Below are 25,614 nucleotides of genomic sequence, written 5' to 3' on the forward strand. Positions count from 1 at the left end.
ACGCATCACACCGTTTTCCGGCGCGCCCTCGGTATGCTGTGCGACGCACAGGGGGAACCATGTCGTACACGTCAGCCGGGCCCGATTCGACGGTCTTTCCGGACATCGCCGGTTACCGTCTGCTGCGCATCGTCGGACACGGCGGCATGGCCACGGTCTATCTCGGCACGCAGCTGTCGCTGGGCCGCGACGTGGCGATCAAGGTCATGCTGCCCGAGGCGCTGGCCGATGAAGTGAGCCGTCGCCGCTTCGAGAACGAAGCGCGCACGATCGCCCGGCTCGAGCATCCCAATATCGTCGGCATCCACGAGGTCGGGCGCACCGATGCCGGACTGCCGTGGTACGCGATGCCGTACTTGCCGCACGGCCATCTGGGCAGCCGTGATCTCACCGGCGACCACGCCCGCGTGCGCGAAGTGCTGCGCGCCCTGCTGTCGGCGCTGGCGTACGCGCATGCGCGTGGCGTGATCCATCGCGACGTCAAGGCCGAGAACGTGCTGTTCGACGAAGCCGACCGGCCGCTGCTGGCGGATTTCGGCATCGCCCTGCGTCGCGGGTACGGCACGCGGGTCACGATGGTCGGGCTGGCCGTCGGCAGCACCGCCTACATGGCGCCCGAGCAGGCGCGCGGCCAGCAGGTCGACTTCCGCGCCGATCTCTACAGTGTCGGCGTGCTGGCCTGGGAGATGCTCAACGGCAGCCTGCCGTACCAGGGCGAGGACGCGCTGTCGATGGCGATCGCCCACACCCAGAATCCGATCCCGCGCCTGTCGCCGCCGCTGCGGCACTGGCAGCGTTTCATCGACCGCGCCCTCGCGAAATCGCCCGGCCGCCGCTTCGCCGACGCCAACCAGATGCTGCAGGCGCTGGCGCAGGTGCCGCAGCGCGACGGCAAGCGCGAACCGGTCGTCACCGGTACGTTCCGGCGCATCGGCGAAGGCGCACGTCGCCTCGGTACCGGTGCGCGGCATGTCTCGCCGATGCTGTGGATTCCGGCGGTGCTGGTGGTCGCGGCCGGCATCGGTTTTCTGCTGCGTCCGTCCGGCGCGCCGGATGCCGATGCACCGACGCCCGGCCTCGCAGTCGCCGCCGGCAACGCAGCCGCGCCCGTCGATGCCGAAGGCCTCGCCCATGACGACGCACGCCCCTCCGCCACCGCGGCCGCGGCGGACGCATCCGCGGCACCGAAGGCTGCGCCAGTCTCGGCGTCCGACCGCCACCTCGGCGATGCGGAGCGCCAGTTGCGTGCAGGCCACCTGGCCGCGCCCGCCGGCGCGAACGCGTTCGAATCGCTGACCCGCGCCTGGCAGGCCGATCGCGAACACCTGCGCTTCGCGCCGCTGTCCGGCCGCGCGTTCGATGCCGCCGGCGCACGCGCCACGGCGCTGATCGCCAAGGGCGACCACGGGGATGCGAGCGCGCTCCTCGCCGCTGCGCGCCAGCATGCGACTGCGACCGGGCAGGCCGACGGCGACGCGATGCGCCGCCTGCGCGCCCGTGTCGACGACGCGCTCGAAGCGCGCATCGGCCAGGCGGTCACCGATGTCGATCGCGGCGAAGCGGTCGCGAGCCTGGCCTCGGCCGAAGCGGTGGGCCTCGATGCCGCTGCGACGTCGCGCCTGCGCCGCCAGGCCATGACCATTCCCGACGTCGCCGCGCTGGCCGCCAGCGTCGCCGGCGGCGCCCGCGTGATCCGCAGCAGCGACGGCGTGTACGCGATCTCCAATGCGCCGGTCACGCGGGCGGACTACGCCGCCTTCGTCGCGGCGACCGGCCACAAGTCCGCGGCGTGCCGCGCGCGCGGTTCCGTGCTGCGTGCACTGTCGCCCAAGGACTGGGAGAACCCCGGATTCGAGCAGTCCCCGTCCGATCCCGTGGTCTGCGTGTCCTGGCACGATGCGGTGGACTATGCGCGCTGGCGCAGCGAACGCGAGGGCCGCAGCATCGTCGTCGCGTCCACCGCCCAGGGTGCCAGCGTCGCCACGCGCGCGGTCGGTCCGGCCGAATGGCGCAGCGACTGCGCGGCGGCCTGCAAGGACCGCATCGCCGCCGGCCGCAGCCAGCGCGACGAACTCGCCAGCCGTGCGCTGGACCCGCGCCGCGGCTACGACGACGTCGGCTTCCGCCTCGCGCATCTGCCCTGATTCGAGCGGTCGGACGGCGGTGGCCGTGCACCACGCTTCCGCGGTGCAGTCGCGGGGCGCATCATGTTGCGTTCCCCACCCCACCCGCGGATTCCAATGAGTGCCCACACCCTGGGCGGACGCCTGCAGCGTCTGTTCCTCACCGGCCTGCTGACCCTGCTGCCGATCTGGCTGACCTGGATCGTCGTCAAGTTCGTCTTCGTGCTGCTGTCCAACATCAGCACGCCGTGGGTCGCGCCGCTGGCGCACCGGATCGCCGCGGGCTTTCCGAATTCGATGGGCTGGATCAACGCGGTCTCGGTCCAGGCCACGATCGCGATGCTCGCGACCATCGCGCTGATCCTCGGCGTGGGCTGGCTCGCGCGTCGCGTGATCGGCCAGCGCATGCTGTCGTGGGTCGATGCGCTGGTGCGCCGCATTCCGCTGGCGAACGTGATCTATTCCAGCGCGCGCAAGCTGCTCGACATCCTGCAGACGAAACCCGACGGCACCCAGCGCGTGGTCCTGATCGACTTCCCGCACGCGGAGATGAAATCGGTCGGCTTCGTGACCCGGGTGATCCGCGAACAGGGCACCGGCCGCGAACTCGCCGCGGTCTACGTGCCGACCACGCCGAATCCGACGTCGGGCTATCTGGAAATCGTGCCGCTCGAGAAGATCACGCCGACCGACTGGACCGTCGACCAGGCGATGAGCTTCATCATCTCCGGTGGCGCGGTCGCACCGGATACGATCCCCTTCGACCCGCCACCAGCGCCGCCCGTGACGCCAGCCCCGGCGCCGCCCGCGCCCTGAGCCCGTGACCTCCGGCCCTTGCCGGCCTTGCGTCGCGTTCGACAGCATCGACCCGAATCGCCCCTGGAGCCCGACATGCAGCAGCCGCTCGTTCTCGCCATCGCCATCGCAATCGCCGCCGGTGGCGCACTCGTCGGCTGCAATCGCGATGCGCCCGCGCAGACCGCGGCCGCCCCCGTCGCCGAAGCGCCGGTCGAAGATGCCGCAGCGCGCGCCGCGAGGTTGACCACGCTGTATGCCGAGTACTGGGAAGACGTGCTCAAGCTCAATCCCGTGCAGGCGACGTTCCAGGGCGATGCGCGCTACAACGACCAGCTGCCGGATTTCGGTAGCGCCGAATACCGCGAGCAGGTGCGCAGCTTCAACGAGCGCTGGCTCAAGACCGTCGAGGCGGTCGGCAGCGAAGGCCTGCAGGGGCAGGACTTGCTGAGCTATCGCATCTTCGTCGACGACCGCCGCAACGCGCTCGACGGCGAGCGGTTTCCGGGCTGGATGATGCCGGTCAACCAGATGGGCAGCATCGTCAGCTACTCCGTGCTGCTGGGCTCGGGCACGAACGCGCAGCCGTTCGCGACCGTTGAAGACTACGATGCCTGGCTGCGCCGCGCCGCGCGCATTCCCGTGCTGCTCGATACCGAGATCGCGAACATGCGCGCCGGCATCGACGCCAATGTCGTGCAGCCACGCGTGGTGATGGAGAAGGTGCTGCCGCAATTCGACGCGATCCTCGTCGACGACGTGGAGAAGAGTCCGTTCTGGGGGCCGGTCGACACGTTTCCGGATGACATTCCGCAGGCCGATCGCGAACGTCTGACGGCCGCGTTCCGCACGCTGATCGCCGACCAGCTCAATCCTGCGATCCAGCGCCAGCGCGACTTCATCGCCAACGACTACATGCCGCACACGCGTGACAGCGTCGGTCTCGATGCGCTGCCCGACGGCATGGCCTGGTATGCGTTCTCGGCCCGGAACCAGACCACGTCCGACCTCACGCCCGATGCGATCCACCAGATCGGCCTGGATGAAGTCGCGCGCATCCACGAGCAGATCCGCGGCGTGATGGCGGAGACGAAGTTCGAAGGATCGCTGCAGGATTTCTTCCGCTTCATGCAGACCGATCGGCGTTTCGAGTTCCGCTCCGAAGACCAGTTGCTCGCGCACTACCGCGCGATCGAGAAGAAGATCGAAGCCAGGGTGCCCGACCTGTTCTCGCTGACGCCCAAGGCCGGCTTCGAGATCCGTCCGATCGAGGCCTTCCGCGCCGCGTCGGCCGCAGGCGGCGAGTACATGAGCCCCAGCGAGGACGGCACGCGCCCGGGCATCTTCTACGTCAACACCTTCGACCTGCCCACACGCAAGCGCTGGGATGCCGAAGATCTGTTCCTGCACGAGGCGATCCCCGGCCACCACTTCCAGCTGGCGCTGCAGCAGGAGCTGACCGGCCTGCCCGCGTTCCGCCGCTTCGGCGGCGAGACCGCGTACATCGAAGGCTGGGGCCTGTATGCCGAAAGCCTGGGCAAGGAACTCGGCCTCTACACCGATCCCTATGATTATTTCGGCCGCCTGCAGGGCGAGCTGTGGCGCGCGGTGCGCCTGGTCGTCGACACCGGCCTGCACAGCAAAGGCTGGACGCGCCAGCAGGTGCTCGACTACATGTTCGAGAACTCGTCGGTCAGCGAACCCGATGCGATCGCCGAGGCCGAGCGTTACATCGCATGGCCCGGCCAGGCACTGGCCTACAAGATCGGCGAACTCAAGATCCAGGAACTGCGCAAGCGCAGCGAGGCTGCGCTGGGCGAGGCGTTCGACATCCGCGCCTTCCATGCGGAAGTGCTGAAGGACGGCGCGCTGCCGTTGCCGTTGCTGGACGCGAAGATCGACGCGTGGATCGCGGCGCAGCGTGGGCAGCCTGATGACCAGCCGATCACGACGGCGCCGGCGGGTGTGGAGTCGTAAAAACGTTCGCGCTGAGCCAGTCGCCGACCGGAAATCGCGAGCGCGTTGACCCCGCTCGCTGTTCGAATGAAAGGCGCTGGTCATCCAGCGACTCGCTCCGGGGATGAAGCAACGCGCGGGTACACCGCGATTGCCGCACCGCCGCTTGCCCTCCTCCACCCGCCGCGCGATGCTGCACGCCGGTTCGCGCTGGGGAGGCGCCATGATCCGCACGATGTTCTCGGTGATGCTGGGCATGGTCGTCGCCATGATGGTGATGCTCGGGCTGGAGTTCTTCGGGTCGTGGATGTTCCCGATGCCCGCCGGGCAGCTCGCCAACGAAGCGGACCTCGCGCAGATCGTCGCCAATGCACCGACCGGCAAGCTCGTCTGGGTGCTGGGCGGCTGGCTGCTCGCCGCGGTCTGTGGGGGCTGGGTCGCGGCGCGGCTCGCACGCGTGCGCCGCATGAGCGCCGCGATCGCGGTGGGTGTGCTGATCGTGCTGGGCGTGATTGGCAATGCCTGGATGCTGCCGCATCCGCTGTGGATGACCCTGCTCGGTGTGATCGGGCCGATCCCGCTCGCCTGGTGCGGTGGCCGGCTCGCACTGCGGCGCGATCGCGTCGACGCGCGCACCTGAGCCGAAGGACGTTCCATGCAGGCATCGCTGCTGACCACCGTGCTGTTGCCGCTCGCGCTCGGCGTGATCATGTTCGGACTCGGCCTCGGCCTGACGCTCGATGATTTCCGCCGCGTCGCACGCTATCCGCGTGCGGTGCTGATCGGGCTCGTCCTGCAGATCGGCGTGTTGCCGTGGGCGGCGCTCGCACTCGCGCTGCTGTTCCGGCTGCCGCCCGAACTCGCCGTCGGCCTGATGCTGCTGGCCGCATCGCCCGGCGGCGCGACTGCGAACATCTACAGCCACATCGCGCGCGGCGACGTGGCGCTCAACATCACCCTGACCGCGGTCAACAGCGTGCTGTGCCTGGTCACGCTGCCGATCATCCTCAACCTGTCGCTGGAGTTCTTCCTCGGCGCCGGCCAGTACGTGCCGCCGCCGACGCGCAAGATCGTCGAGGTCGCGCTGATCATCCTGCTGCCGGTCAGCATCGGCATGCTGGTGCGCGCGTTCGCCAGCGGATTCGCCTCGCGGATGGAGAAGCCGATCCGCTTGCTGTCGGTGATCGTGCTGGTGCTGCTGATCGTCGCGGCCGTCGCCGGCACCTGGGACACGCTGCTCGCCTACTTCGCCGCGGTCGGCCTCGCCTGCCTACTGTTCAATCTGGTCAGCATGGGCGCCGGCTACGCGGCGCCGCGGGCGCTGCTACTGCCCCGCCGGCAGGCGATCGCGATCGCGATGGAGATCGGCATCCACAACGGCACGCTGGCGATCTTCATCGCGCTCAGCGTGCTCGGCAACGCGACGATGTCGGCGCCTGCCGCGGTCTACAGCCTGCTGATGTTCTTCACCGCCGCCGCCTTCGCCGCGTGGCTCAACCGGCCCGGCGCGCGCGACGCGACCGCGAGCGCCTGAAGCGGGTTGCAGGACGCGCTGGACGCGGCAGACTATGCGTCCGCCTGCCGCTGGACCTCCGATGCGCCCGTTCCCGCTCGCCTGTTCGCTCGTCACCTGTCTGCTGTCGGCGGCGTTGACCGCCAGTGCTGCGGAACCGCCGCTGCCGCAACTCGAGGCCTACACGGTCGATGCGTCGTGGCGGCAGCCGATCGCGCCGGTCCGCATCGCCGATCGCACCTGGCAGATCGGCACCGAAGGACTGACCGCACTGCTGGTGATGACGGACGACGGCGCCGTACTGCTTGATGGCGGCATGCCGCAGGCTGCGGATCTGCTTCTGGCGAACATGCAGCGCCTGAACGTCGCACCGGGCGATCTGCGCCTGCTGCTGTCGAGCCACGCGCACGCCGATCACGCCGGTCCATTCGCCGCGCTCAAGCGCCGCACCGGCGCGCATCTCGTCGCCAACGCGGAGTCCGCGGCGCTGTTCGCGCGCGGCGGCAGCGACGACCTGCACTTCGGCGACGAGATCACGTATCCGCCGGTGCAGACCGACCGCATCGTCATGGACCACGAAGTGGTGTCGCAGGGCGGCATCGACTTCACCGTGCATTTCATTCCCGGCCACACGCCCGGCAGCGTCGCGTGGACCTGGACCGACACCCGCGACGGCCGCCCGGTGCGGATCGCGTACGTCGACAGCCTCAGTGCGCCGGGCTACCGGTTGCAGGGCAATCCGCGCTATCCGCGCCGGGTCGAGGACTACAGGCGTTCGTTCGATGTGGTGCGCGGCCTGCCCTGCGATCTGCTGCTGACGCCGCATCCCGGTGCGAGCGAGTGGAACTACGCGGCTGGCGATACGGCGGGCGCAAACGCGTTGACGTGCGCGGCGTATGCGGAAGGCGCGGCGACGCGGTTCGAAGCACAGCTCGCGGCAGAAGACGCGAAACCGCGTTGAGTGCGCTGGAAAGGCGGGCATCCGCCCGGGATCATGTCCCGCTGCGGTGACGGGCATTCTCGCGCTTCACCCGGGCCGCAACGCCGCTCGACAACAGAAGGCCCCGCACGTGCGGGGCCTTCTGCGTTGCGTCACGCGATGCCCATAGTCACTCGCCGCTGCCGAAGCTCCCATAAGTCTTCAGCTGCTCGGCGACGGCCGCATCGCCGACCACGACGATGCTCTGCTGCTTCGGATCGAAGAACTCGCGCGCGACCGACTGCACCTGCGCCGCGGTCACATTGTTGACCTTGTCGACGTAGGTGCTGAGGTAGTCGGCCGGCCGGCCCAGCAGCCAGTTGCCGGCGAGCGCGGACGCGACCGCGTACTGCAGCTGGTTCTGGAACAGGTAGGTGCCGGCGGTGAAGCGCTTGGCGCGCTGCAGTTCATCGGCCGGCACCGTCTGCTCGCGCATCGTCTCGAACTCCTTCAGGAATTCGCCGATCGCGGCCCCGGTCACTTCGTTGCGCACGTCGGCCTGTGCCTGGAAGGACCCGCCCGCCGCGCGCAGGCCGAAGCTGCTGCCGGCCCCGTAGGTATAGCCCTTGTCCTCGCGCAGGTTGCGCATCAGCCGGCTGTCGAAGCCGCCGCCGAGAATCGTGTTGGCCAGCGCTGCGGGGATGGCGCGGTCGTCGTCCGCATCGAAGGCCGGACGGCCGATGCGCACCGCCGACTGCACGCTGTTCTGGCGCGGCACGAGCACGAACTGCGGGCCCTTCGGATACGCCGGCGCCGCGACCTCGGCGATCGGATCGCCACGGCCCTGCCAGTTGCCGAACATCGACTCGGCCAGCGCCTTGGCCGCGTCTGGCGTCACCGGCCCTGCGATCACCAGCAGTGCGTGGTCGGGCCGGAAGCGCGCGGCATGCGCGGCCTGCAGGCCGGCGATGTCGGTGCCGTTGATCGCCGCTTCGGTCGGCAGCGTGTTGCCGTAGGGATGATCGCCGAACAGCACGCGACCCATCGCACGGTTAGCCTGGTAGCTCGGCTGCGCCTGCATGGCCTTGAGGCCCTGCAGCGCATTGGTCTTCGCCAGCTGCACTTCGTTCGCGGGGAACGCCGGATTGCGCACCACGTCGGCGAACAGCGTCGCCAACGGCTGCGCCGACGACGACAGGCCCGACGCGCTGACGAACAACCCATCGTTGCTCGCGGTCGCGCCGATCGAGCCGCCGAGGCGGTCGAGCTCTTGCGCGATCTGCACCGAGCTGCGCGTGGCGGTGCCTTCGCGCATCAGGCCCGCGAGCAGGTTCGACATGCCTGGCAACTGCGACGGATCGCTGGCGAGACCGCCGCGCACGGCGAGCACGTAGTCGACACGCGGCAGGCCGCCCTGGCGCGGCAGCACCCAGACGGTCAGGCCGTTGTCGAGCCTGTGTTCGACGAGGCCGAGTTCGGGCAACGGCTTGTCGGCGCCGTAATCGGGCAGACCTGCGGGCAATTCGGTCGGTGGCGCGGTGGCGGGCGGTGCGCCGGCGGCGGCCGGCTGCTGCGCGCAGGCCGCGCTGGCGAACAGGCAGGCGCCGAGCGCCAGTGCGAGCGGACGCAGGCCGCGGGTCGGAATGTAGTGCTTGTGCATATCGATCTCCTCAGTCCTGCGCCGGTGCGGCAGCGGGCGCCGGGGCAGCCGGCGGGGCGATGCCGCGCGCGGGCGCCATCGCGGCCGGCACGCGATCGATGACGGTGCGGTTGGCATCGGTCAGATAGGTCTTCGCCACGCGCTGCACGTCGGCGACGGTCACCGCCTGCACCCACTCGGGCACCTTGTTGAGCGTCTCCGCATCGCCCCACAGCAGCTGCGCCTTGGCGAGCTCGTCGGCGCGCGAGATGAAGGGCTCCAGGCCGTTGACGTAATCGGCCAGCAGCTTGGTCTTGGCAGCGGCCAGCGTTTCGGCGGGCACGCCTTCGGCAACGATGCGTGCGACTTCCTCGTTGACCGCGCCCAGCACCGCGTCCGGTTCGACGTTCGGCTTGTACAGCGCGAACAACGTCAGCAGCGTCGGGCCGTCGTAATCCCATGCATGGCCCAGTGGCCAGCCGAGGCCGCCGTCGATGTTGAGCAGCTGCTCGCGGCCCTTGACCAGGCCCTGGTACAGGCGCGAGGCGTCGCCGCCGGCCAGCAGCTGCGACAGCACCGCCATCGGCGCATGGTCGGGCGTGTCGCGTGCGGGCATCTTCCAGCCCACCGCGAGCGCCGGCACCTGCGCCAGCGCATCAGCCTGGGCTTCGCGCCTGCCTTCGGTGTTCAGCGGTTCGGACACGTCCGGACGTGCGGGCGCTGCACGCGAAGGGATGGCGCCGAAGTATTCCTCGACCATCGCGAAGGCTTCTTCGGGCGAGATGTCGCCGGCGATGCCGATGACCGCGTTGTTGGGGCCGTAGTAATCGCGATGGAAGGCTTCGACATCGGCGAGCGTCGCGCCTTCGAGATCCTTGAAGCTGCCGTAGCCGTCGTGCGCGTTCGCCCACTTCGAGAACGCGAGGCGGTTGATGTCGAACACGAAGAACAGCCCGTAGGGCTGGTTCTGCACGTTGACGCGGATCTCCTCCTTGACCACGTCCTGCTGGTTCTTGAGGTTCTCGGCCGAGAAATCCAGCGTCTTCATGCGGTCCGCTTCCAGCCACAGGATCGGCCGCAGCGCCGAGACCGGCGCGGTCTCGATGTAGTTGGTGTAGTCGGGACGCGTGGAGCCGTTGAGGCGACCGCCGCCGCCCTGGATCACGCGATCGAACGTGCCCTTGGGCGCGACCGGCGTGCCCTGGAACATCAGGTGTTCGAACAGATGCGCGAAGCCGGTGCGGTTCTCGGGTTCGAGACGCATGCCCACGTGATAGACCACGCTGACGCCGACGGTCGGCGAGCTGCGGTCCTCGGAGACGACGACGGTCAGGCCGTTGTCGAGCGTTTTCGTTTCGATCGGCAGACGCCAGTCGGCCTGTTGCGCGGCCGCGGGCGCGGCCAGCATCGCGAGCAGCACGCACGCGCCACCCAGTCCTGCGAGTCGTTTCATGGTCGGTTCCCTGTCCGCCCCGCTCCCCGGGGGCACGAACCCCGACTATAAGTCGCGAGGCCGCGTGCGCGCGTGCCAGCGATCATGCGACGCCATGCACGCGGCGCTAACAACTGCGGTGCAGACGCACGCGATGATCGCGGCCCACGTCCAGACACGGAGTTCTCGATGCGCCTCACGCCCGCCCTCGCCCTGCCGCTGCTGTTCGCCGCGACCGTCGTCCTTGCCCAGAGCGATCGCGAAGTCGCCGAACGTGCGATCGAAACCGCCGCGCAGGTGTGCCCGGGACATTCCAACGCGGCCACTGGTCCGACGGTGCGCGCGATGCCGGTCGGCGCGCTGCGCGTGCTGGCCAAACACGGCGCGGTGCTGTGCCCGGACCGTCGCCTCGAAGGCGACGTCGCCGTGGTGTTCTCGCCCGACTACGGCGTGTTCCGCTGGAATCCGGACGTGCCGGCATCGGTGCAGGCGCTGCCGACGGTGGTGGGCGCCATCACCCGCAGCGAAGCATTCCCCGCCGAGACCGCCGTGTGGAACGCCGAAGGCGAGCCGCTGCGCGAGCAGGTGGTGCCGATGTTCGAGCCGCGACCGAATGCGCCGCTCAACCGGTTCCTGCATCGCTGATCAGCGTCGAGCTTCGAGACCGATGACGACGAAGGCCGCCCGGGGGCGGCCTTCTGCTTGCGCGTCGTGACGGGCGGCGCTCACTTCGTTTCTTCGACGCCCGGATCGTCGAGTCCGACATTGCTGCGCGCCGACTCGTAGATCTCTCGGTCCAGCAGCCCGGTCTCGCGCGCCACCAGCACCGGCACCAGCATCTGGCCGGTCACGTTGGTCATCGTGCGCATCATGTCGAGAATGCGGTCGATCGCCAGCAGCAGCCCAAGGCCTTCGAGCGGCAGACCGGCCGCCGACAGCACCACCGTCGCCATCACCACCGCCGTGCCCGGTACGCCCGCGGTGCCGAAGCTGCCGAGCACCGAGGCCAGCAGGATCGCCGCGTACTGGGCGAAGCTCAGCTCGATGCCGAAGTACTGCGCGATGAACACCGACGCGAGCGTGGGATAGATCGCCCCGCAGCCGTCCATCTTGATCGTCGCGCCCAGCGGCACGGCGAACGCGGCGTAGTCGCGGTTGACGCCGAGGTTGTGGGTGACCGCGCGGATCGCGACCGGCATCGACGCCAGGCTCGACGAACTGACGAACGCGACCTGCATACCGGGCGCCGCGCCGCGGAAGAACTTCAGCGGATTGAGGCCGTGCGTCAACAGCAGGCCGCCGTAGACGAAGACGATGTGCACCGCGCACGCGACGTACAGCGCGATGACGAAACTGCCCAGCGGCAGCAGCCGTTCGAACCCGTAGGTGCCGACGAGCGCAGCGATCAGGCCGAAGGTGCCGAGCGGCGTGAGCTCCAGCACGAACCGCGTGACCTGGATCATTGCATCAGACGCCTGCCCGACCAGCGCGCGCAAGGCCGCGACACGCTCGCCGAGCTTCACCAGCGCGAAGCCCAGCAGGCCGGCGAAGAAGATCACCTGCAGGATCTTGCCTTCCGACAAGGCCGCGAACGGATTGGTCGGCACCACGTTGAGCAGCACTTCGACCGGCGTCGGCACTTCGCGCACCGTGTAGTCCGCGGCCGCGGTCAACGAACCCGCTTCGATGCTCAGGCCCGGATTGAACGTGTAGGCGACGGCGAAGCCCACGCCGACTGCGAGCACTGCGGTCGCGGCGAACCAGCCGAAGGTGCGTCCGCCAAGTGCAGCGATGGACTGCTGCCCGTGCAGCGCGGCGACCGCATTGATCACCGCGAAGAACACCAGCGGCACTGCGATCATGCGGATCAGGTTGACGTACAGCGTGCCGAGCGGCTGCAGCCACGTGCCGGCGGCCGGTCCCATCAGCCAACCGACCAGCGCACCGAGCACGAACGCGCCCAGCACCCGCTGCCAGAACGGAATCCGGAACCACCAGGCCAGAGCATTCATTCGAGGGTTGTCCGCGACATCAACAGGCGACGATACGTGACGCCATCCATGTTGGCGATGCCGGCACCCGGACGCCAGCGTCCTATTTCCGGAACGCTGGCGCTCGGGGATCCGGCACGACGTCCGCCAGCGGGCGACGGACGCCGCGAACGGCGCTTACTGTCGCGCGACCAGTGTCAAGCCGTTGTAGCTGCCGCTCAGCTGCAGGTAGTAGGTGCCGGTCCTGGGCGCGGTAATGCGGATGGTTTCGATGTTGCCCGCACGCGCGGAGCGGAATTCGTACGCCGCCGACGTCGGCACTTCGCCATGCCGCGCGTGCAGGGTCACGTCGCCACTGCCGCCGAGCGTCATGAAACTCAGCACGCGCCCGGCCTGTGCTTCGAAGCGGTACAGCGCGCCCTCGCCGTTCGACGACAGGCCGGTGACGTTCACGCCATTGATCAGCTCGGTGCCGATCACGCAGGTTTCGGTGGCCGGGTCGCAGGGCACTTCCAGCGCCTTGGCGAGCGCGCGCGTCGCGTCGACGATGCCGACGCCGATCGGCGTGCTCGCCGGCGGTGCGACATTGAACGGACGCGCGGTGTCCTTGAGCAACGCCTCGACCTGGGCCGGGGTCAGCGGATCGCGATCCTGTCCGGCCAGTGCGCTCTGCACCAGCGCCACGATGCCCGCGACGTGCGGCGACGCCATCGAGGTCCCCGCCAGTCCCACGTACAGATACTCGCCGGAGGTCGGTGTCGTCAGGCCGTCGTAGCCGGCCTGCAGCACGTAACCGTTCCAGCCGCCGTTGCCGGGATCGAACTCGCCACCGCCGCCGGGGCCGGACACGTCCACGCGCGGACCGAAGTTCGAATAGAACGCGCGGCCACCATTGATGCGGTTCGCGCCCACGGTCACCACGTTGTCGCAGTTGGCCGGCGAATAGTTCTGCGCGTTGTCGTTGGCGTTGCCGGCCGCGACCACGACCGTGCTGCCGCGCGAGACCGCGCCGTCGATCGCCGACTGGGTCTGCGCGTCGCACGCGCCCAGGCCGCCGAGACTCAGGTTGATGACCTCGGCCGGCGTCTCATTGCGCGGCACGCCGGCCACTTCGCCGCCCGAGGCCCAGACGATCGCATCGGCGATATCGGACGGATAACCGCCGCAGCGGCCGAGCACGCGCACCGGCAGGACCTGGGCGTCGAACGCGACGCCTGCGCCGCCGATGCCGTTGTGCGTGGCCTCCGCGACCGTGCCTGCGACGTGCGTGCCGTGCCACGAGCTCGGGATCTGCGGCGAGCCCGCGTAGCACTCGCCGGCAACCGGGTTCCAGTCGCCCAGATCGAGTGCACCCGGCACGCGCGCGTCGCTGTCGCGGCGCGAGACGAAGCTGTCGGTGATGAAGTCGTAACCCGGCAGCAGGTTGTCGGCGAAGTCCGGATGGTCGGGCAGGATGCCAGTGTCGAGCACGGCCACGACCACGCCCGCGCCGGTCGAACTGTCCCAGGCATTGGTGACGTTGATGGCGCCGGCCGACCCGCTCAGATGCCACTGGTAGCTGGCGAAGAATTCATCGTTGGGGGTGAACTGCGGCGTCACCGGCGCCCTGGCGACGCCGGTCGCCTGCATGCGGCGCTCGACGTGCACGGAGGCGACCGCGGGATCGGCGGCGAGCTCGGTCACCAGCGCATCGAGATCGCGCGCCGACAGGCTGCGCGACAGGCGCAGCACGTCGAAGCCGACGGCGGTCGTGCGCAGGTGCGCGACCTGCAGCGCGGGCAGCGCCTTCGCGGCGCGTCCTGACACGATGGGCCGCTCGACACCGGCGCGGCGGATCGCGGCGGTCGCGATCTGCAGCTTGCCGGCCGCGTCGCCGGACGCGATGCGCGTGGCGGCGTAGCGGATCACGAGACGATCCGAGGGTGCATCGGCCGGTGCGGGCGCGCCGATGCGCTGGACGATCTTGGCGCGCGTGGACGCGGCGTCGGCGAACTGCATGCCCAGGGCGCCGACGAGCGCGGCGGTCAGCGCGAGGCTGATGGTGGTCTTCTTCATGGTGATGTCCTCGATGCGGTCAGGGAGCGGCCCGCGCACCGGCGCGGACCGTGGAGGTGGAAGATCGGAACGCCGGCGCATCGATGCGCCGGCGCGGAATCACAGGTCGATGCCGAAGCCGATGCCGGCCGAACTCTCGTCACCGCTGAAAGCACCGCCGAGGCTGATCGATGCGCGCTCGCCGACCTTGCGTGCGTAGCCCAGCGACAGCGCGCGCTCGCCGCTCTGGAAGCCGGCGCCCACCGCCACGCGCCCGCGTGGGCTCTGCGTGCCGGCCGCGTTCGTGGCCATGTTGAGCATCGCCGCGCTCATCGCGCCCTGCTTGTCCATGCGACGGTCGACATCGCTGAAACGACGTTCGACATCGCCGCGATAGGCGCTGAAATCCTCGTTCCATGCCGCGAAGCGCTGGTCGGTATAGGCGTTCGCCGACGACAGCGTCTTCGTCGCCGTGGTGTCGGTGTAGGCGCGCGACTCGGCGACACCGGCCTGCACCTGCGCGACGTTGGCGGCATCGGTGGGCGCCGTGCCGGCGGCGACGTTGGTGATCTGGCGCGTATTGCCCGCGCTGCCCACCGAGACCGTGTTCGCCCGATCGGCCACCGCGCCCTGGCCCAGTGCGACCGCGTTCTCCGCGGTCACCGATGCGCCCTGCCCGATCGCGGTGCCCGAGGCCGCGGACACCGAGGCGCCTTCGCCCACGGCCACCGCATTGGTCGCGTTCGCCGAGATCGACGTGTTCGCACCCAGCGCGGTGCTGCCGTCGGCACGCACCTGCGCGTTGCCGCCGATCGCGGTGTCGTTGGGACCGTGTGCGTAGGCACCGCCGCCGATCGCGACACCGTTCTCGCCGTTGGCGGCCGCGCCGCTGCCGATCGCCACCCCGTTCGGACTGTCTGCACCGACGCTCGCGGCGCCGTCGCCGCCGATCGCCAGGCCCGGGTCACTGCCGCCGTTGCCCGGCGCGCCTTCGACTGCGCCGATGCGGGCATCGAGTGCGCCGATGCGCGCGTCGAGCGCACCGAAGGCCGCGCCGATCGAGGTGTACTGCGTGCCCTGCAGCACGTAACCCGGTGCGGAGAGGGTGCCGAACGCGGTGACAGCGGCGCCGCCGCCGAGCACGTCGGCCACGCTCTGCAGCGCCGCGTGGACCTGTCCGCCGTTGACCGCGTCGCGGCTGTCGATCGCCACTGCGCCCGCGGCGACATTGCCCAGACGCGTGCCGGCCGCACCGCCGAAGGACACGCTGTCGCGCTGCGCAGAGTCGTAGACCACCGCGTTCGCGACGATCCCGCCGACGTCGCCGATCCGCGTTTCGATGTCGTCGACGCGGACATTGGTCGCGTGCAGCTGGCTGCCGTTGACCGCCTCGGTGCTGTCGGCCGACAGTTCGCCGGCCGCGACGTTCGCGAGCACGGTGCCATCTGCACCTTCGAAGCGGACGCGGCCCTTGCCGGTGTCCTCGTAGCGCACGACGCCTTCGACCAGCGCGTCGACTTCACCCGCGACCGCCTTGAGCTGTCCGAGATTCACCGCATCGGTGTCCTCGGTGCCGGCGGCGACATTGATGATCTGACGGGTGAAGGCGCCGGTCAGCGTGCCGTCGTCGCCGTTCATCCATTGCTGCGAGGCGCCGACCGAGATCGCATTGCCGCGATCGGCCAGCGAACCCATGCCGAGCGCGACCGCGCCGTCGTCGAGCGTCAGGGTGTGGTGCCCCAGCGCCAGCGCACCGCGACCGAGTGCCGCGCTGTAGGCACCGAGCGCGACCGAGAACGGCGCCGCCTCGCGCGTGCCGTCGCCGCCAAACTCCCATGGGCGGAAGGCGCCCGCGTTGGCGAACGTACCCAGCGCGATGGCGCTTTCGCCTTCGGCCGTCGCCAGGAACCCGGCGGCGATCGACGTGTCGCTGTTTGCGTACGCACCGTTGCCCAGCGCCACCGACTGGATGCCGGACGCGAAGCTGTTGTTGCCCAGCGCGGTGGAGAACATCACCCGCGCCTGCGCATTCGCGCCGATCGCGGTCGCGCCCCAGTCCGACGCCCAGGCGCCGCCGCCGACGGCGGTCGCGTTCTCGCCTGACGCCCGCGCGCCGACGCCGAGTGCGTGCGCCATCTCGCCGACCGCGTCGGCGTTGTAGCCGAATGCTGTCGCCCACAACCCGTCGGCACTGCTGAACGCACCGACCGACATGCTCGCCGGACCGTCGCTGGTCGCGGCCAGGCCGATCGCGATGCTCTGGTCGCCGAGCGCGAGCGCATCGGTGCCCATCGCGATGGTGTTGAAGTTCGACGCTTCCGCGTTGCGACCCAGCGCGAGTGCGTTGTCGGCCGATGCGAGGGCGTTGTGGCCCACGGCGAGTGCACCATCGGCATAGGCCGTCGCGCCCGCGCCGAAGGCGGACGCGCCGTAACCGATCGCCGTCGCCGTTTCTCCCGATGCGGTCGCCTCTTCGCCCGCCGCGAATGCGCCTGCATCCTCGTCGGGATCGGCGCGGCCGACCGCCGCGAAATACTTGTTCGACGCGGTCGCGTCCTCGAGCTGGCCGAGATTCACCGCGTCGGTGGCTTCGGTGCCGTCGGCGACGTTGATGATCTGACGAGTGAAGGCTGCGGTTTCCGTGCCGTCGTAACCGTTGATCCAGGCCTGCGACGCACCGACCGAGATCGCGTTGCCGCGGTCAGCGAGCGAGCCGGCGCCGAGTGCGACGGCGCCGTCCTCGAGCGTCATCGTGTAGTGGCCCAGCGCGAGCGCGCCCCGGCCCAGCGCCGTGCTGTAGGCACCGAGCGCGACCGCGAACGGCGCCGCCTCGCGCGAGCCGTCGCCGCCGAGTTCCCAGGGCCGGAAACCGCCGGCGTTGGCGAAGTAGCCGAAGGCCAGGCTGCCCTCGCCTTCGGCCGTGGACAGAAATCCGGCCGCGATCGACGCGTCGCTGTTCGCGTACGCGCCATTGCCCAGCGCCACCGACTGGATGCCGCGCGCGAAGCTGTTGTTGCCGACGGCGGTGGCGTACATCACGTCCGCGCGCGCATTGGCGCCCAGTGCGGTCGCGCCCATGTCGCCGGCGAACGCCGTCCCGCCGACCGCGGTGCTGTCGTAGCCGTTGGCATTCGCACCGACGCCGAGTGCATGCGCCATCTCGCCGACCGCATTCGCGTTGTAGCCGAACGCCGTCGCCCACAGACCGTCGGCGCTGCTGAACGCACCGACCGCCATGCTCGCCGGACCGTCGCTGATCGACCCGAGACCGATCGCGATGCTCTGGTCGCCGAGTGCCGCCGCATCCGTGCCGATCGCGACGGTGTTGAAGTTCGACGCTTGCGCGTTGCGGCCGAGCGCCATGGCGTTGTCGGCCACGGCGAGCGCGTTGTGGCCGATCGCCAGCGCGCCGTCGGCGTAGGCCGTCGCGCCCGCGCCGTAGGCGGACGCGCCGAAGCCGATCGCAGTTGCGGTTTCGCCCGCTGCGGTCGCCTCCTCGCCAACGGCCAATGCGCCCGCATCCTCGTCCGCATTCGCGCGACCGACCGCGGCGAAGTACTTGTTCGAGGCCGTTGCGTCTTCCAGCTGCGCCAGGTTCACTGCATCGGTTGCTTCTGTGCCGGCGGCGACGTTGGTCAGCTGACGCTCGTCATCCTGCTGGCCGAACGACACGGTGTTCGGACGATGCGCGGAGGCGTTGCGACCGATCGCGACGCTGTCGGGCGCATCGGCCCACACCACTGCGTTCTCGCCCAGCGCGATGCCGCCCAGCGCAAAGGCGCGCGTGGCGCCGCCGATCGCGATGGCGTTCTGGCCGTCGGCCCAGGACTCGATGCCCAGCGCGACGCTGCCGCCGCCACTCGCCCAGGCATAGGACCCCAGCGCCGAACTGCCGTAGCCAGAGGCGACGGTGCCGTTGCCGATCGCCGTCGCTTCGCCACCGGAGGCGGTGGAATCGAAACCGACCGCGACCGACACGCCGCCCGATGCCGTCGCACCGGCGCCGACCGCCACTGCGCCCGATCCCGCTGCCGACGCGCCGTCGCCGCAGACCACCGCATCGCCGGTGCCGCCGGTCGTGCCGAGCACGTTGCCGTCCGCGTCGACGCAATGCGCCTCCTCGGCGAACGCGACCCCCTGGCCCGCGGCCAGGGCGACCAGCAGCGCAGCCCGTGCAAACGCGCGCGGCGACGCGCCGGTCGTGCGACCCGCGATGCCGCCGCGACCACTGCGTGCGAGTTCGGAGGCGACCACCAGCTGGCCGGCCGCGCGGTTCCAGACCTTTCTGTAAATCCTGTTCATCGTTCAACCCCTGGAGAATGAGACGGCATCGGCAGCCCGCGACGCCTGCCCGTGGGGCGCGTCGGTCATGCCGTGAAATGGATGTCGAATCCTGTCGACGGTGCGCGTCCCCCGAAGGCCGCGCCGCGTGCTCGAAGGCACGCGTCGACACTAAGTTTCAATCGCGTGACTTGTCACACTCAGAATCTGGCCGGATGATCACGACTTCTCACATTCCGTCTGCAGGCGGCTCCGACGATGTCGTCCAGTCCGCCCGCTCCGCCGTTTCGACGCATCGCTTCGGGCGTCTCCGATCTCGTCCGGTGGCTGCAGCGCGTGCCCCTCGCCGAGCCGATGGATCGCCGCAATGCGGCGACCCTGCAGGTGCTGTTCCTGTTTCTGGGCACCACGATTCCGCTGAACTGGTGGCGGCATGCGGCCGCCGGCATGGTCACGCCGCAGTTGCAGACCTTCATGGCCGCAGACGTGATCGCCGCGCTGGTGTGCTTTCCCTGCATCTGGCTGATCCGCCGCGGCTGGCTGCGCGGCGGCATCGCGCTGTTCGTCTGCGCGCAGCTCACCGCGGCCTGTATCGGCTACGTCACCACGGCGGTGATGTTCGACCAGAGCCTGCAGATCCTGTCGCTGGTGATCGCCGGGTTGATCCTCGGCCGCAAGGCCCTGTGGACGGTGTTCCTGATGCTGCTGGCGGTGGCGACGATCGGCGTACTGGTGCACGTACTGCCGGAGACCCGCACCGCGCAGGCGATGACGCGCGCGGCGGTGATCCTCCCGTCGTTCGTGATGAGCTATCTCGTCGTCACGCTGGTGCTCGACCGCATCATCGCGGCGTTGCGCGAGGCACTTGCAGAATCCAAGGCCCGTGGCGTGCGGCTGGAGAACGAGATGCGCGAGCGCGAGCGCGCGCAGGCGCAGCTGATCGAAGCGCAGAAGCTCGAGGCCACCGGTCGACTCGCGAGCGGCGTCGCCCATGATTTCGACAACATCCTGTCGCTGATGTCGGCCTTCGCCAGCGAGCGCCATCGCGTGGATCCGTCAGCGTCCGCGCATGCGCGAGCGGACGCACTGGCCGACGCACTCGACGGTGTCGAACAGGCCGCCGAACGCGGCATGGCCCTGACCCGCAAACTGCTGACCTTCGCGCGCCCGCTGCCGGCGAAGCTCGAAACCGTGGAACTGGGCGCGGCGATCGAGGCGCTGACGCCGATGCTGCGCCAGACCTTCGGGCCGGACGTGCGCGTGCACGTGCAGCGCAGCGACGTACCGCTGCTGGCGCGGATCGACCGCCACCAGTTCGATCTGATGCTGCTCAACATCGCCTCCAACGCACGCGATGCGATGCCCGATGGCGGCCGCTTCGACGTGGGTGCAGCGGTGACCGGCGACGACGCGGTGGAGATCGTATTGCGCGACGACGGCACCGGCATGCCCGAGGCGGTGCGGCAACGCATCTTCGAACCGTTCTTCTCGACCAAACCGACCGGCAGCGGCACCGGGTTGGGACTCGCGGTCGCGCACAGTCTGGTCAGCAGCGCCGGCGGCACGATTGCCGCCGACAGCGCGCCGGGCGCGGGCACGACGTTCCGCATCCGCCTGCCGCGCGTGACGGCAGACGCGGACGTTCAGCCCATCGAGGTCAGCACGTAGCCCTCGCCGTGCACGGCGAGCAGCGGCATCGGTTCGCCGCAGGCATCGGCGACCTTGCGCCGCAGGCGATAGATCAGCGTGTCGAGGCGATGCGGATCGAAATCGTGGACGTTGTCGGAGACCGCGGCGATCAGGCGGTCGCGCGAGACGGTCTCGCCTTCCGCGTCGACCAGGCACTGCAGCATCCGGCGCTCGGATTTGGTCAGCGCCGCGCTGCCGCCGCCGGGTCCCACGAGACTCCAGCCGTTGTCGGCCAGATGCCAGGCGGTCGTCGCCATCGGCACTCTGGCCGAGCCGTCGTACAGACGCCGCGCCAGGCTGTGCAGGGTGGCCGCCAGCAGATCGATCTCCACCGGCTTGGACAGATAGGCGTCGGCGCCTTCGTTGAGCCCGCGTACGCGGTCGGGCGTCTCGCGGCGCGCGGTCAGCATCACGATGCCCATGTGCGGATACCGCGCACGCAGACTGCGCGCGACGTCGTAGCCGCTGGCGTCGGGCAGGCCGACATCGAGCACGACGATGTCGGGTACCTCGCGGACGAGCAGGGTCTCCAGCTCCGCCGCGCTCGCCATCCCGTCGACGGAAAACCCGAAGTCGGCGAGGCGCGGCAGCAGCACGCGCTCGCGCAGCATGTCGTCGTCTTCGAGGAGCGCAATCTTCAGCGTCATCACCGGAATCCTGGACTCCGGCATACGTCGGGGGATCGCATCGCCGGAGCCCCCTGATGTTAGCGCGTCGCCGCACGCGCAGGGCCGCGACGCGCGTCTGCCGCGAACGTGCAATGCAGGCCGGGCATAATTGCGCGGCGTTTTTTCCGGAATCCCCTGCCCCATGCGCTTTCTGACCGCAGGCCTCGCCTGCTCGCTGACCCTGCTCTGCGCCGCGTGCGCGTCCTCCGGCACCTCCACCGCCGGCCATGTCCGACCCGTCGATGTGCCGCCGGCCGCGTCCCGCGCCGACGAGACCGCGCAGTGGTGGTACCGCAGCGGCGCCGCGCGCGCGGCCGGTAACGGGGCGATGGGCGGCCACGCGAAGAACGTCATCGTGTTCCTCGGCGATGGCATGAGCCTGACCACGGTTGCGGCGGCGCGCATCCTCGAAGGCCAGCGCCTGGGCGGCAGCGGCGAGGAGCACGCGCTGAGCTGGGAACAGTTCCCCAACACCGGCCTGTCCAAGACCTACAACACCGATTCGCAGACCCCCGATTCGGCCGGCACGATGACCGCGGTCGCGACCGGCGTGAAGTCGCACATGGGCGCGATCGGCGTCTCGTCCGGCAGGCGCTTCGATTGCGAGGACAGCCGCCAGCGCCACGTGCAGTCCTGGCTGCGTCTGGCCAGCGACGCCGGTCTCGACACCGGCATCGTCACCACCGCGCGTCTGACCCACGCGACCCCGGCGGCGACCTACGCCCACGTGCCGGACCGCAACTGGGAAAACGACGTCGACGTGCCGGACGAGGCGCGCGCGCAGGGCTGCCGCGACATCGCCCAGCAGATCCTCGATTTCGCACCCGGTCGTGGGCCGAAGGTGCTGATGGGCGGCGGCCGCGGCAACTTCCTGCCCGCGGGCGAGCGCGATCCCGAGTACGACGACAAGGTCGGCCAGCGCCTCGACGGCCGCGACCTCACCGCCGAATGGCGCGCGGCGAATCCCGGCGGCGCATTCGTGTGGAACACCGCGCAGCTGCGCGGGGCACGGGATGCCGACGCGGTGTTCGGCCTGTTCGAACCCGACCACATGCAGTACGAGCACGACCGCAACCGTGGCGACGACGGCGAGCCGGATCTGGCGGAGATGACCCGCTTCGCGATCGAGCGGCTGGCACGCGACGGCAAGGGCTACGTGCTGCTGGTCGAAGGCGGGCGCATCGACCACGCCAACCACGAGGGCAACGCCTACCGCGCGCTCGACGAGACCGTCGCGATGTCGCGCGCGGTGCAGGCCGCGGCCGAGGCGACATCGGCCGACGACACGCTGATCCTCGTCACCGCCGACCATTCGCACACGTTGAACTTCGTCGGCTATCCGACCCGCGGCAACCCGATCCTCGGCAAGGTGCGCGGCCGGGTCAGCGAGGACGACGATCCGAACGCCTATGCGCTCGATGCGACCGGCCTGCCCTACACCACGCTGGTCTATGCCAACGGTCCGGGCTACACGGGCGCCAGCAACCAGCAGCCGGCCGGGCCGAAGGTCCATTACCACAAGCCCAGCAGCTTCGAGCCCTCCGACGGCCGCCCGGACCTGCGCGAAGTCGACACCGAGCATCCGGATTTCATGCAGGAGGCGCTGGTGCCGATGCGCAGCGAGTCGCACGGCGGCGACGACGTCGGCATCTGGGCGCGCGGCCCGGGCAGCGACGCGGTGCGCGGCACCGTCGAGCAGAACGTCATCTACCACCTGATCGTGCAGGCCACGCCTGCGCTGCGCGCGCAGCTGTGCGCGACCGGCCACTGCAATGCCGACGGCGTGCCGGTGGACCTGCCGGTGATGACGCCGGTGGACGCGCCGCTGCGCGCGGCCGACTGAAGCCGGTTCCAATAATTGGTACGCGATCGGCCCGCCCGATCGCGTACGCAGCGTTCCACGCACGGCGTCGCGCCTCGCCCGAAAGTACGACGCGGCCCGCAACATCGACGGGCTAAGCTGGCCGCATCCCCATTCGAAGCGGAGCGGCACCCATGAATCGACTCGACGGCAAGGTCTGCGTGGTCACCGGCGCGGCCAGCGGCATCGGCAAGCGCATCGCCGAGGTCTACGCCCGGGCAGGCGGCAAGGTCGTCATCGCGGACCTCAAGCTCGATGCGGCGGAAGCGACGGCCACCGAAATCCGCAACGATGGCGGCGATGCGCTGGCCGTGGCGATGGATGTCACCGACGAGGCGCAGGTAGTCGACGGCATCGCCAAGGCCGTGGCGCACTACGGCCAGGTCGACGTGCTCGTCTCGAACGCCGGCATCCAGATCGTCAACAAGGTCACCGACTTCAGCTACGCCGACTGGAAGAAGATGCTCGCCATCCATCTCGACGGCGCGTTCCTGACCACGCGCGAGTGTCTGCGCGACATGGAAACGCGCAAGACCGGCGGCGCGATCATCTACATGGGCTCGGTGCATTCGCATACCGCCTCCAAGCTCAAGGCGCCCTACGTGACCGCCAAGCACGGCCTGCTGGGCCTGGCGCGCACGGTCGCCAAGGAAGCCGCGGCCTATGGCGTGCGCGCCAACGTGATCTGCCCGGGCTTCGTGCGCACGCCGCTGGTCGACAAGCAGATTCCCGAGCAGGCGAAGGAGCTCGGCATCAGCGAGGACGAGGTGATCCAGAACGTGATGCTCAAGGACACGGTGGACGGCGAGTTCACGACCGTCGACGACGTCGCCAATGTCGCGCTGACGCTCGCCGCGTTCGAGACCAATGCGCTGACCGGCCAGAGCCTCGTCGTGAGCCACGGCTGGTACATGCAGTGAGCGAGGCCGCGGTCCGCCGGCACGTCGCGCGCTACCCCACCGTCGCCCTGGTGCTGCAGGGCGGCGGCGCGCTCGGCGCCTACCAGTGCGGCGTCTACGAACGCCTGCACGAGGCCGGCATCGCGCCGAACTGGTTCGCCGGCATCTCGATCGGCGCGATCAACGCGGCGATCCTCGCCGGCAACGCGCCCGACGACCGCATCGCGCAACTGCAGGCCTTCTGGCACACGATCACCGAGCCGGCCGGCCCGATGTCGCTGCCGGCCCTGGCGATCCGCACCGCGATCGCCGGTCTGCCCGAAGATCCGATGCTGTTGTCGTGGGCGCGCGGCATGAGCGCGATGGGCGCGCTGCTGCAGGGCCAACGCGGCTTCTTCGAAGCGCGACCGATCTCGCCGCTGCTGCTGCCCGGCGACGGCAGCGATGCGGCGACGAGTTTCTACGACACCTCGCCGCTGCGCGAAACGCTGCTGCGCTTCGTCGATTTCGACCGCATCAACCGCGACCGTGGCGTGCGCCTCACCGTCGGCGCGACCAGTGTGACCCGCGGCAACTTCCGCTACTTCGACAGTGCGCTCGAGCCCATCCGCGTGGAGCACATCCTCGCCTCGGGCGCGCTGCCACCGGCGTTTCCCGCGGTGGAGATCGACGGCGAGCCCTACTGGGACGGCGGCATCGTCTCCAATACGCCGCTGGAATACATCCTCGACTGCCGACCGCACGAGGACACGCTCGCGTTCCAGGTCGACCTGTGGAGCGCACGCGGCGTGGCGCCGGCATCGATGCTCGATGTGCTCGAGCGCATGAAGGACATCCGCTTCTCCAGCCGCACGCGCCACGGCACGCGCATGGTCGAGATGGCGCAGACCTTGCGCACGTCGCTGAAGGAACTGATCGAGCATCTGCCGGGCCGCGCGCTGCCGGCGCATCTCGAAGAGGCGCTGTCGCCGTATCTCGACGATCGCGTGTTCAACGTGATCCACCTGATCTACCAGACCAAGCCGCACGAGCAGCAGAACAAGGACTATGCCTTCGGCCACATCCCGCTGCGCGAGCATTGGGACAGCGGCCGTCGCGACATGGATCGCACGCTGGCGCATCCGCGCTGGTTCGATCTGCCCGATCGCGCGAAGGGCGTGGCGACGCACGATATCCATCGGACGCGTGCGGGCGACTGAGTGGATGCGGCTGTCACCGGGTCGATGTGACGGCCCGGCATCGATGCGGCACTCAGAACGGCTTCGCGAGCACCAGCCACACCACGCCGACCAAGAGCAGCACCGGGATCTCGTTGAACCAGCGCAGCGCCTTCGTCGACGGCAGCGCGCGGCCCGCGTCGACGCCCTTGAGCCAGCGTCCGGCGACGACGAAGTGCACGATCAGCAGCATCACGAGGCCCAGCTTGGCGTGCAGCCAGCCCGCGCCGCCGCCCATCGGGGCCATCGTCGGGAAGTCGGTGATGAAGGTGTAGCCCATCCACAACACCAGCCCCAGAAAGAGCGCGAGGCCCAGCATCACGTGGCCGAAGCGGTACAGGCGACGACCCATCAGCACCAGGCGTGCGCGCACGTCGACGGTATCGCCGGCCTCGACGAGGTTGATCAGGATGCGCGGCAGATAGAACGCGGCGGCGATCCACGCCATCACGAACACGAGATGGAAGGTCTTGACCCACAGATAGGCTTGCATCGCGCTGGCTCCCTCGGCTGACGGGCAAGGATCGCACGCCCGCAGGTGCGGTTCGCATCACAGGGGTGTGCTGCGACGCTGTGTCGCAGTCGCCACCAGCGCCT

At 69.7% G+C, this 25,614-nt stretch carries 17 protein-coding genes and 2 pseudogenes; 11 read left to right on the forward strand and 8 right to left on the reverse strand.

The annotated features are described in order from the left end of the window. The first annotated feature begins 59 nt into the window (after positions 1-59). The 6 genes from AC3A5T_RS14920 to bla all read left to right on the forward strand — a co-directional run bounded on the left by AC3A5T_RS14920 (position 60) and on the right by bla (position 7,348). Positions 60-2,144, forward strand: coding sequence for a bifunctional serine/threonine-protein kinase/formylglycine-generating enzyme family protein (locus AC3A5T_RS14920; RefSeq protein WP_487629219.1), 2,085 nt, complete (start codon positions 60-62; stop codon positions 2,142-2,144). A gap of 96 nt (positions 2,145-2,240) precedes the next feature. Further along, positions 2,241-2,939, forward strand: a complete 699-nt coding sequence (locus AC3A5T_RS14925) for a DUF502 domain-containing protein (protein WP_487629220.1) — start codon at positions 2,241-2,243, stop codon at positions 2,937-2,939. A gap of 75 nt (positions 2,940-3,014) precedes the next feature. Then, the gene (locus AC3A5T_RS14930) at positions 3,015-4,895 is read left to right on the forward strand and encodes a DUF885 domain-containing protein (RefSeq protein WP_487629221.1); all 1,881 of its coding nucleotides are present in this window, start codon (positions 3,015-3,017) and stop codon (positions 4,893-4,895) included. A gap of 202 nt (positions 4,896-5,097) precedes the next feature. Next, entirely contained in the window at positions 5,098-5,514 is a 417-nt protein-coding gene (locus tag AC3A5T_RS14935; RefSeq protein ID WP_332076671.1) for a hypothetical protein, read from the forward strand. Between the two features lie 15 nt (positions 5,515-5,529). Beyond that, on the forward strand, positions 5,530-6,408 hold the full coding sequence (locus AC3A5T_RS14940; protein ID WP_487629222.1) for a bile acid:sodium symporter family protein: 879 nt from the start codon (positions 5,530-5,532) through the stop codon (positions 6,406-6,408). Positions 6,409-6,469: 61 nt separating this feature from the next. Next, positions 6,470-7,348: a subclass B3 metallo-beta-lactamase gene (gene bla / locus AC3A5T_RS14945; RefSeq protein ID WP_487629223.1), complete on the forward strand. Its 879-nt coding sequence runs from the start codon at positions 6,470-6,472 to the stop codon at positions 7,346-7,348. 148 nt (positions 7,349-7,496) lie between these two features. On the opposite strand, the gene AC3A5T_RS14950 is transcribed toward bla, so the two are convergent. Together AC3A5T_RS14950 and AC3A5T_RS14955 are read right to left on the reverse strand one after the other, a co-directional pair. Then, complete coding sequence (locus tag AC3A5T_RS14950) at positions 7,497-8,966, reverse strand: M16 family metallopeptidase (protein ID WP_487629224.1); 1,470 nt, start codon at positions 8,964-8,966, stop codon at positions 7,497-7,499. Positions 8,967-8,976: 10 nt separating this feature from the next. Continuing rightward, on the reverse strand, positions 8,977-10,398 hold the full coding sequence (locus tag AC3A5T_RS14955; protein ID WP_487629225.1) for a M16 family metallopeptidase: 1,422 nt from the start codon (positions 10,396-10,398) through the stop codon (positions 8,977-8,979). Positions 10,399-10,566: 168 nt separating this feature from the next. On the opposite strand from AC3A5T_RS14955, the gene AC3A5T_RS14960 reads away from it, so the two are divergent. Next, positions 10,567-11,022: a hypothetical protein gene (locus AC3A5T_RS14960; RefSeq protein WP_487629226.1), complete on the forward strand. Its 456-nt coding sequence runs from the start codon at positions 10,567-10,569 to the stop codon at positions 11,020-11,022. A gap of 80 nt (positions 11,023-11,102) precedes the next feature. Here AC3A5T_RS14960 and AC3A5T_RS14965 read toward each other — a convergent pair whose 3' ends face one another. From AC3A5T_RS14965 to AC3A5T_RS14980, 4 genes and pseudogenes are all read right to left on the reverse strand, one after another. Next, on the reverse strand, positions 11,103-12,389 hold the full coding sequence (locus tag AC3A5T_RS14965; protein ID WP_332076664.1) for a dicarboxylate/amino acid:cation symporter: 1,287 nt from the start codon (positions 12,387-12,389) through the stop codon (positions 11,103-11,105). 156 nt (positions 12,390-12,545) lie between these two features. Further along, a complete protein-coding gene (locus AC3A5T_RS14970) occupies positions 12,546-14,423 on the reverse strand; it encodes a S8 family peptidase (protein ID WP_487629227.1) in 1,878 nt (625 codons plus the stop codon). Between the two features lie 99 nt (positions 14,424-14,522). Beyond that, positions 14,523-15,350 (reverse strand): annotated as a pseudogene (locus AC3A5T_RS14975) (YadA family autotransporter adhesin); the annotation flags it as partial. Between the two features lie 192 nt (positions 15,351-15,542). Next, positions 15,543-18,704 (reverse strand): annotated as a pseudogene (locus tag AC3A5T_RS14980) (ESPR-type extended signal peptide-containing protein); the annotation flags it as partial. Between the two features lie 237 nt (positions 18,705-18,941). Here AC3A5T_RS14980 and AC3A5T_RS14985 point away from each other — a divergent pair. After that, complete coding sequence (locus AC3A5T_RS14985; protein ID WP_487629228.1) at positions 18,942-20,351, forward strand: sensor histidine kinase; 1,410 nt, start codon at positions 18,942-18,944, stop codon at positions 20,349-20,351. On the opposite strand, the gene AC3A5T_RS14990 is transcribed toward AC3A5T_RS14985, so the two are convergent. Then, the gene (locus tag AC3A5T_RS14990) at positions 20,327-21,019 is read right to left on the reverse strand and encodes a response regulator transcription factor (protein WP_487629229.1); all 693 of its coding nucleotides are present in this window, start codon (positions 21,017-21,019) and stop codon (positions 20,327-20,329) included. The two genes, AC3A5T_RS14985 and AC3A5T_RS14990, sit on opposite strands and share 25 nt — an antisense overlap. A gap of 163 nt (positions 21,020-21,182) precedes the next feature. Between AC3A5T_RS14990 and AC3A5T_RS14995 the strand changes: the two genes are divergently transcribed. The 3 genes from AC3A5T_RS14995 to AC3A5T_RS15005 all read left to right on the forward strand — a co-directional run bounded on the left by AC3A5T_RS14995 (position 21,183) and on the right by AC3A5T_RS15005 (position 24,999). Next, positions 21,183-22,883 (forward strand): alkaline phosphatase family protein, encoded by a 1,701-nt coding sequence (locus tag AC3A5T_RS14995; protein ID WP_487629230.1) that lies wholly within the window; start codon positions 21,183-21,185, stop codon positions 22,881-22,883. Positions 22,884-23,035: 152 nt separating this feature from the next. Next, positions 23,036-23,821 carry a 3-hydroxybutyrate dehydrogenase gene (locus AC3A5T_RS15000; RefSeq protein WP_487629231.1) on the forward strand — a complete coding sequence of 262 codons (786 nt, stop codon included), beginning with the start codon at positions 23,036-23,038 and terminating at the stop codon, positions 23,819-23,821. Then, positions 23,818-24,999 (forward strand): patatin-like phospholipase family protein, encoded by a 1,182-nt coding sequence (locus AC3A5T_RS15005; protein WP_487629232.1) that lies wholly within the window; start codon positions 23,818-23,820, stop codon positions 24,997-24,999. The genes AC3A5T_RS15000 and AC3A5T_RS15005 overlap by 4 nt, the downstream gene beginning before the upstream one ends. 52 nt (positions 25,000-25,051) lie before the next feature. Here the strand turns inward: AC3A5T_RS15005 and AC3A5T_RS15010 are convergent, their stop codons facing one another. Further along, positions 25,052-25,510 carry a CopD family protein gene (locus AC3A5T_RS15010; protein WP_487629233.1) on the reverse strand — a complete coding sequence of 153 codons (459 nt, stop codon included), beginning with the start codon at positions 25,508-25,510 and terminating at the stop codon, positions 25,052-25,054. Between the last annotated feature and the right edge of the window lie 104 nt (positions 25,511-25,614).

This window comes from Luteimonas sp. Soil_C_16, assembly GCF_057657295.1.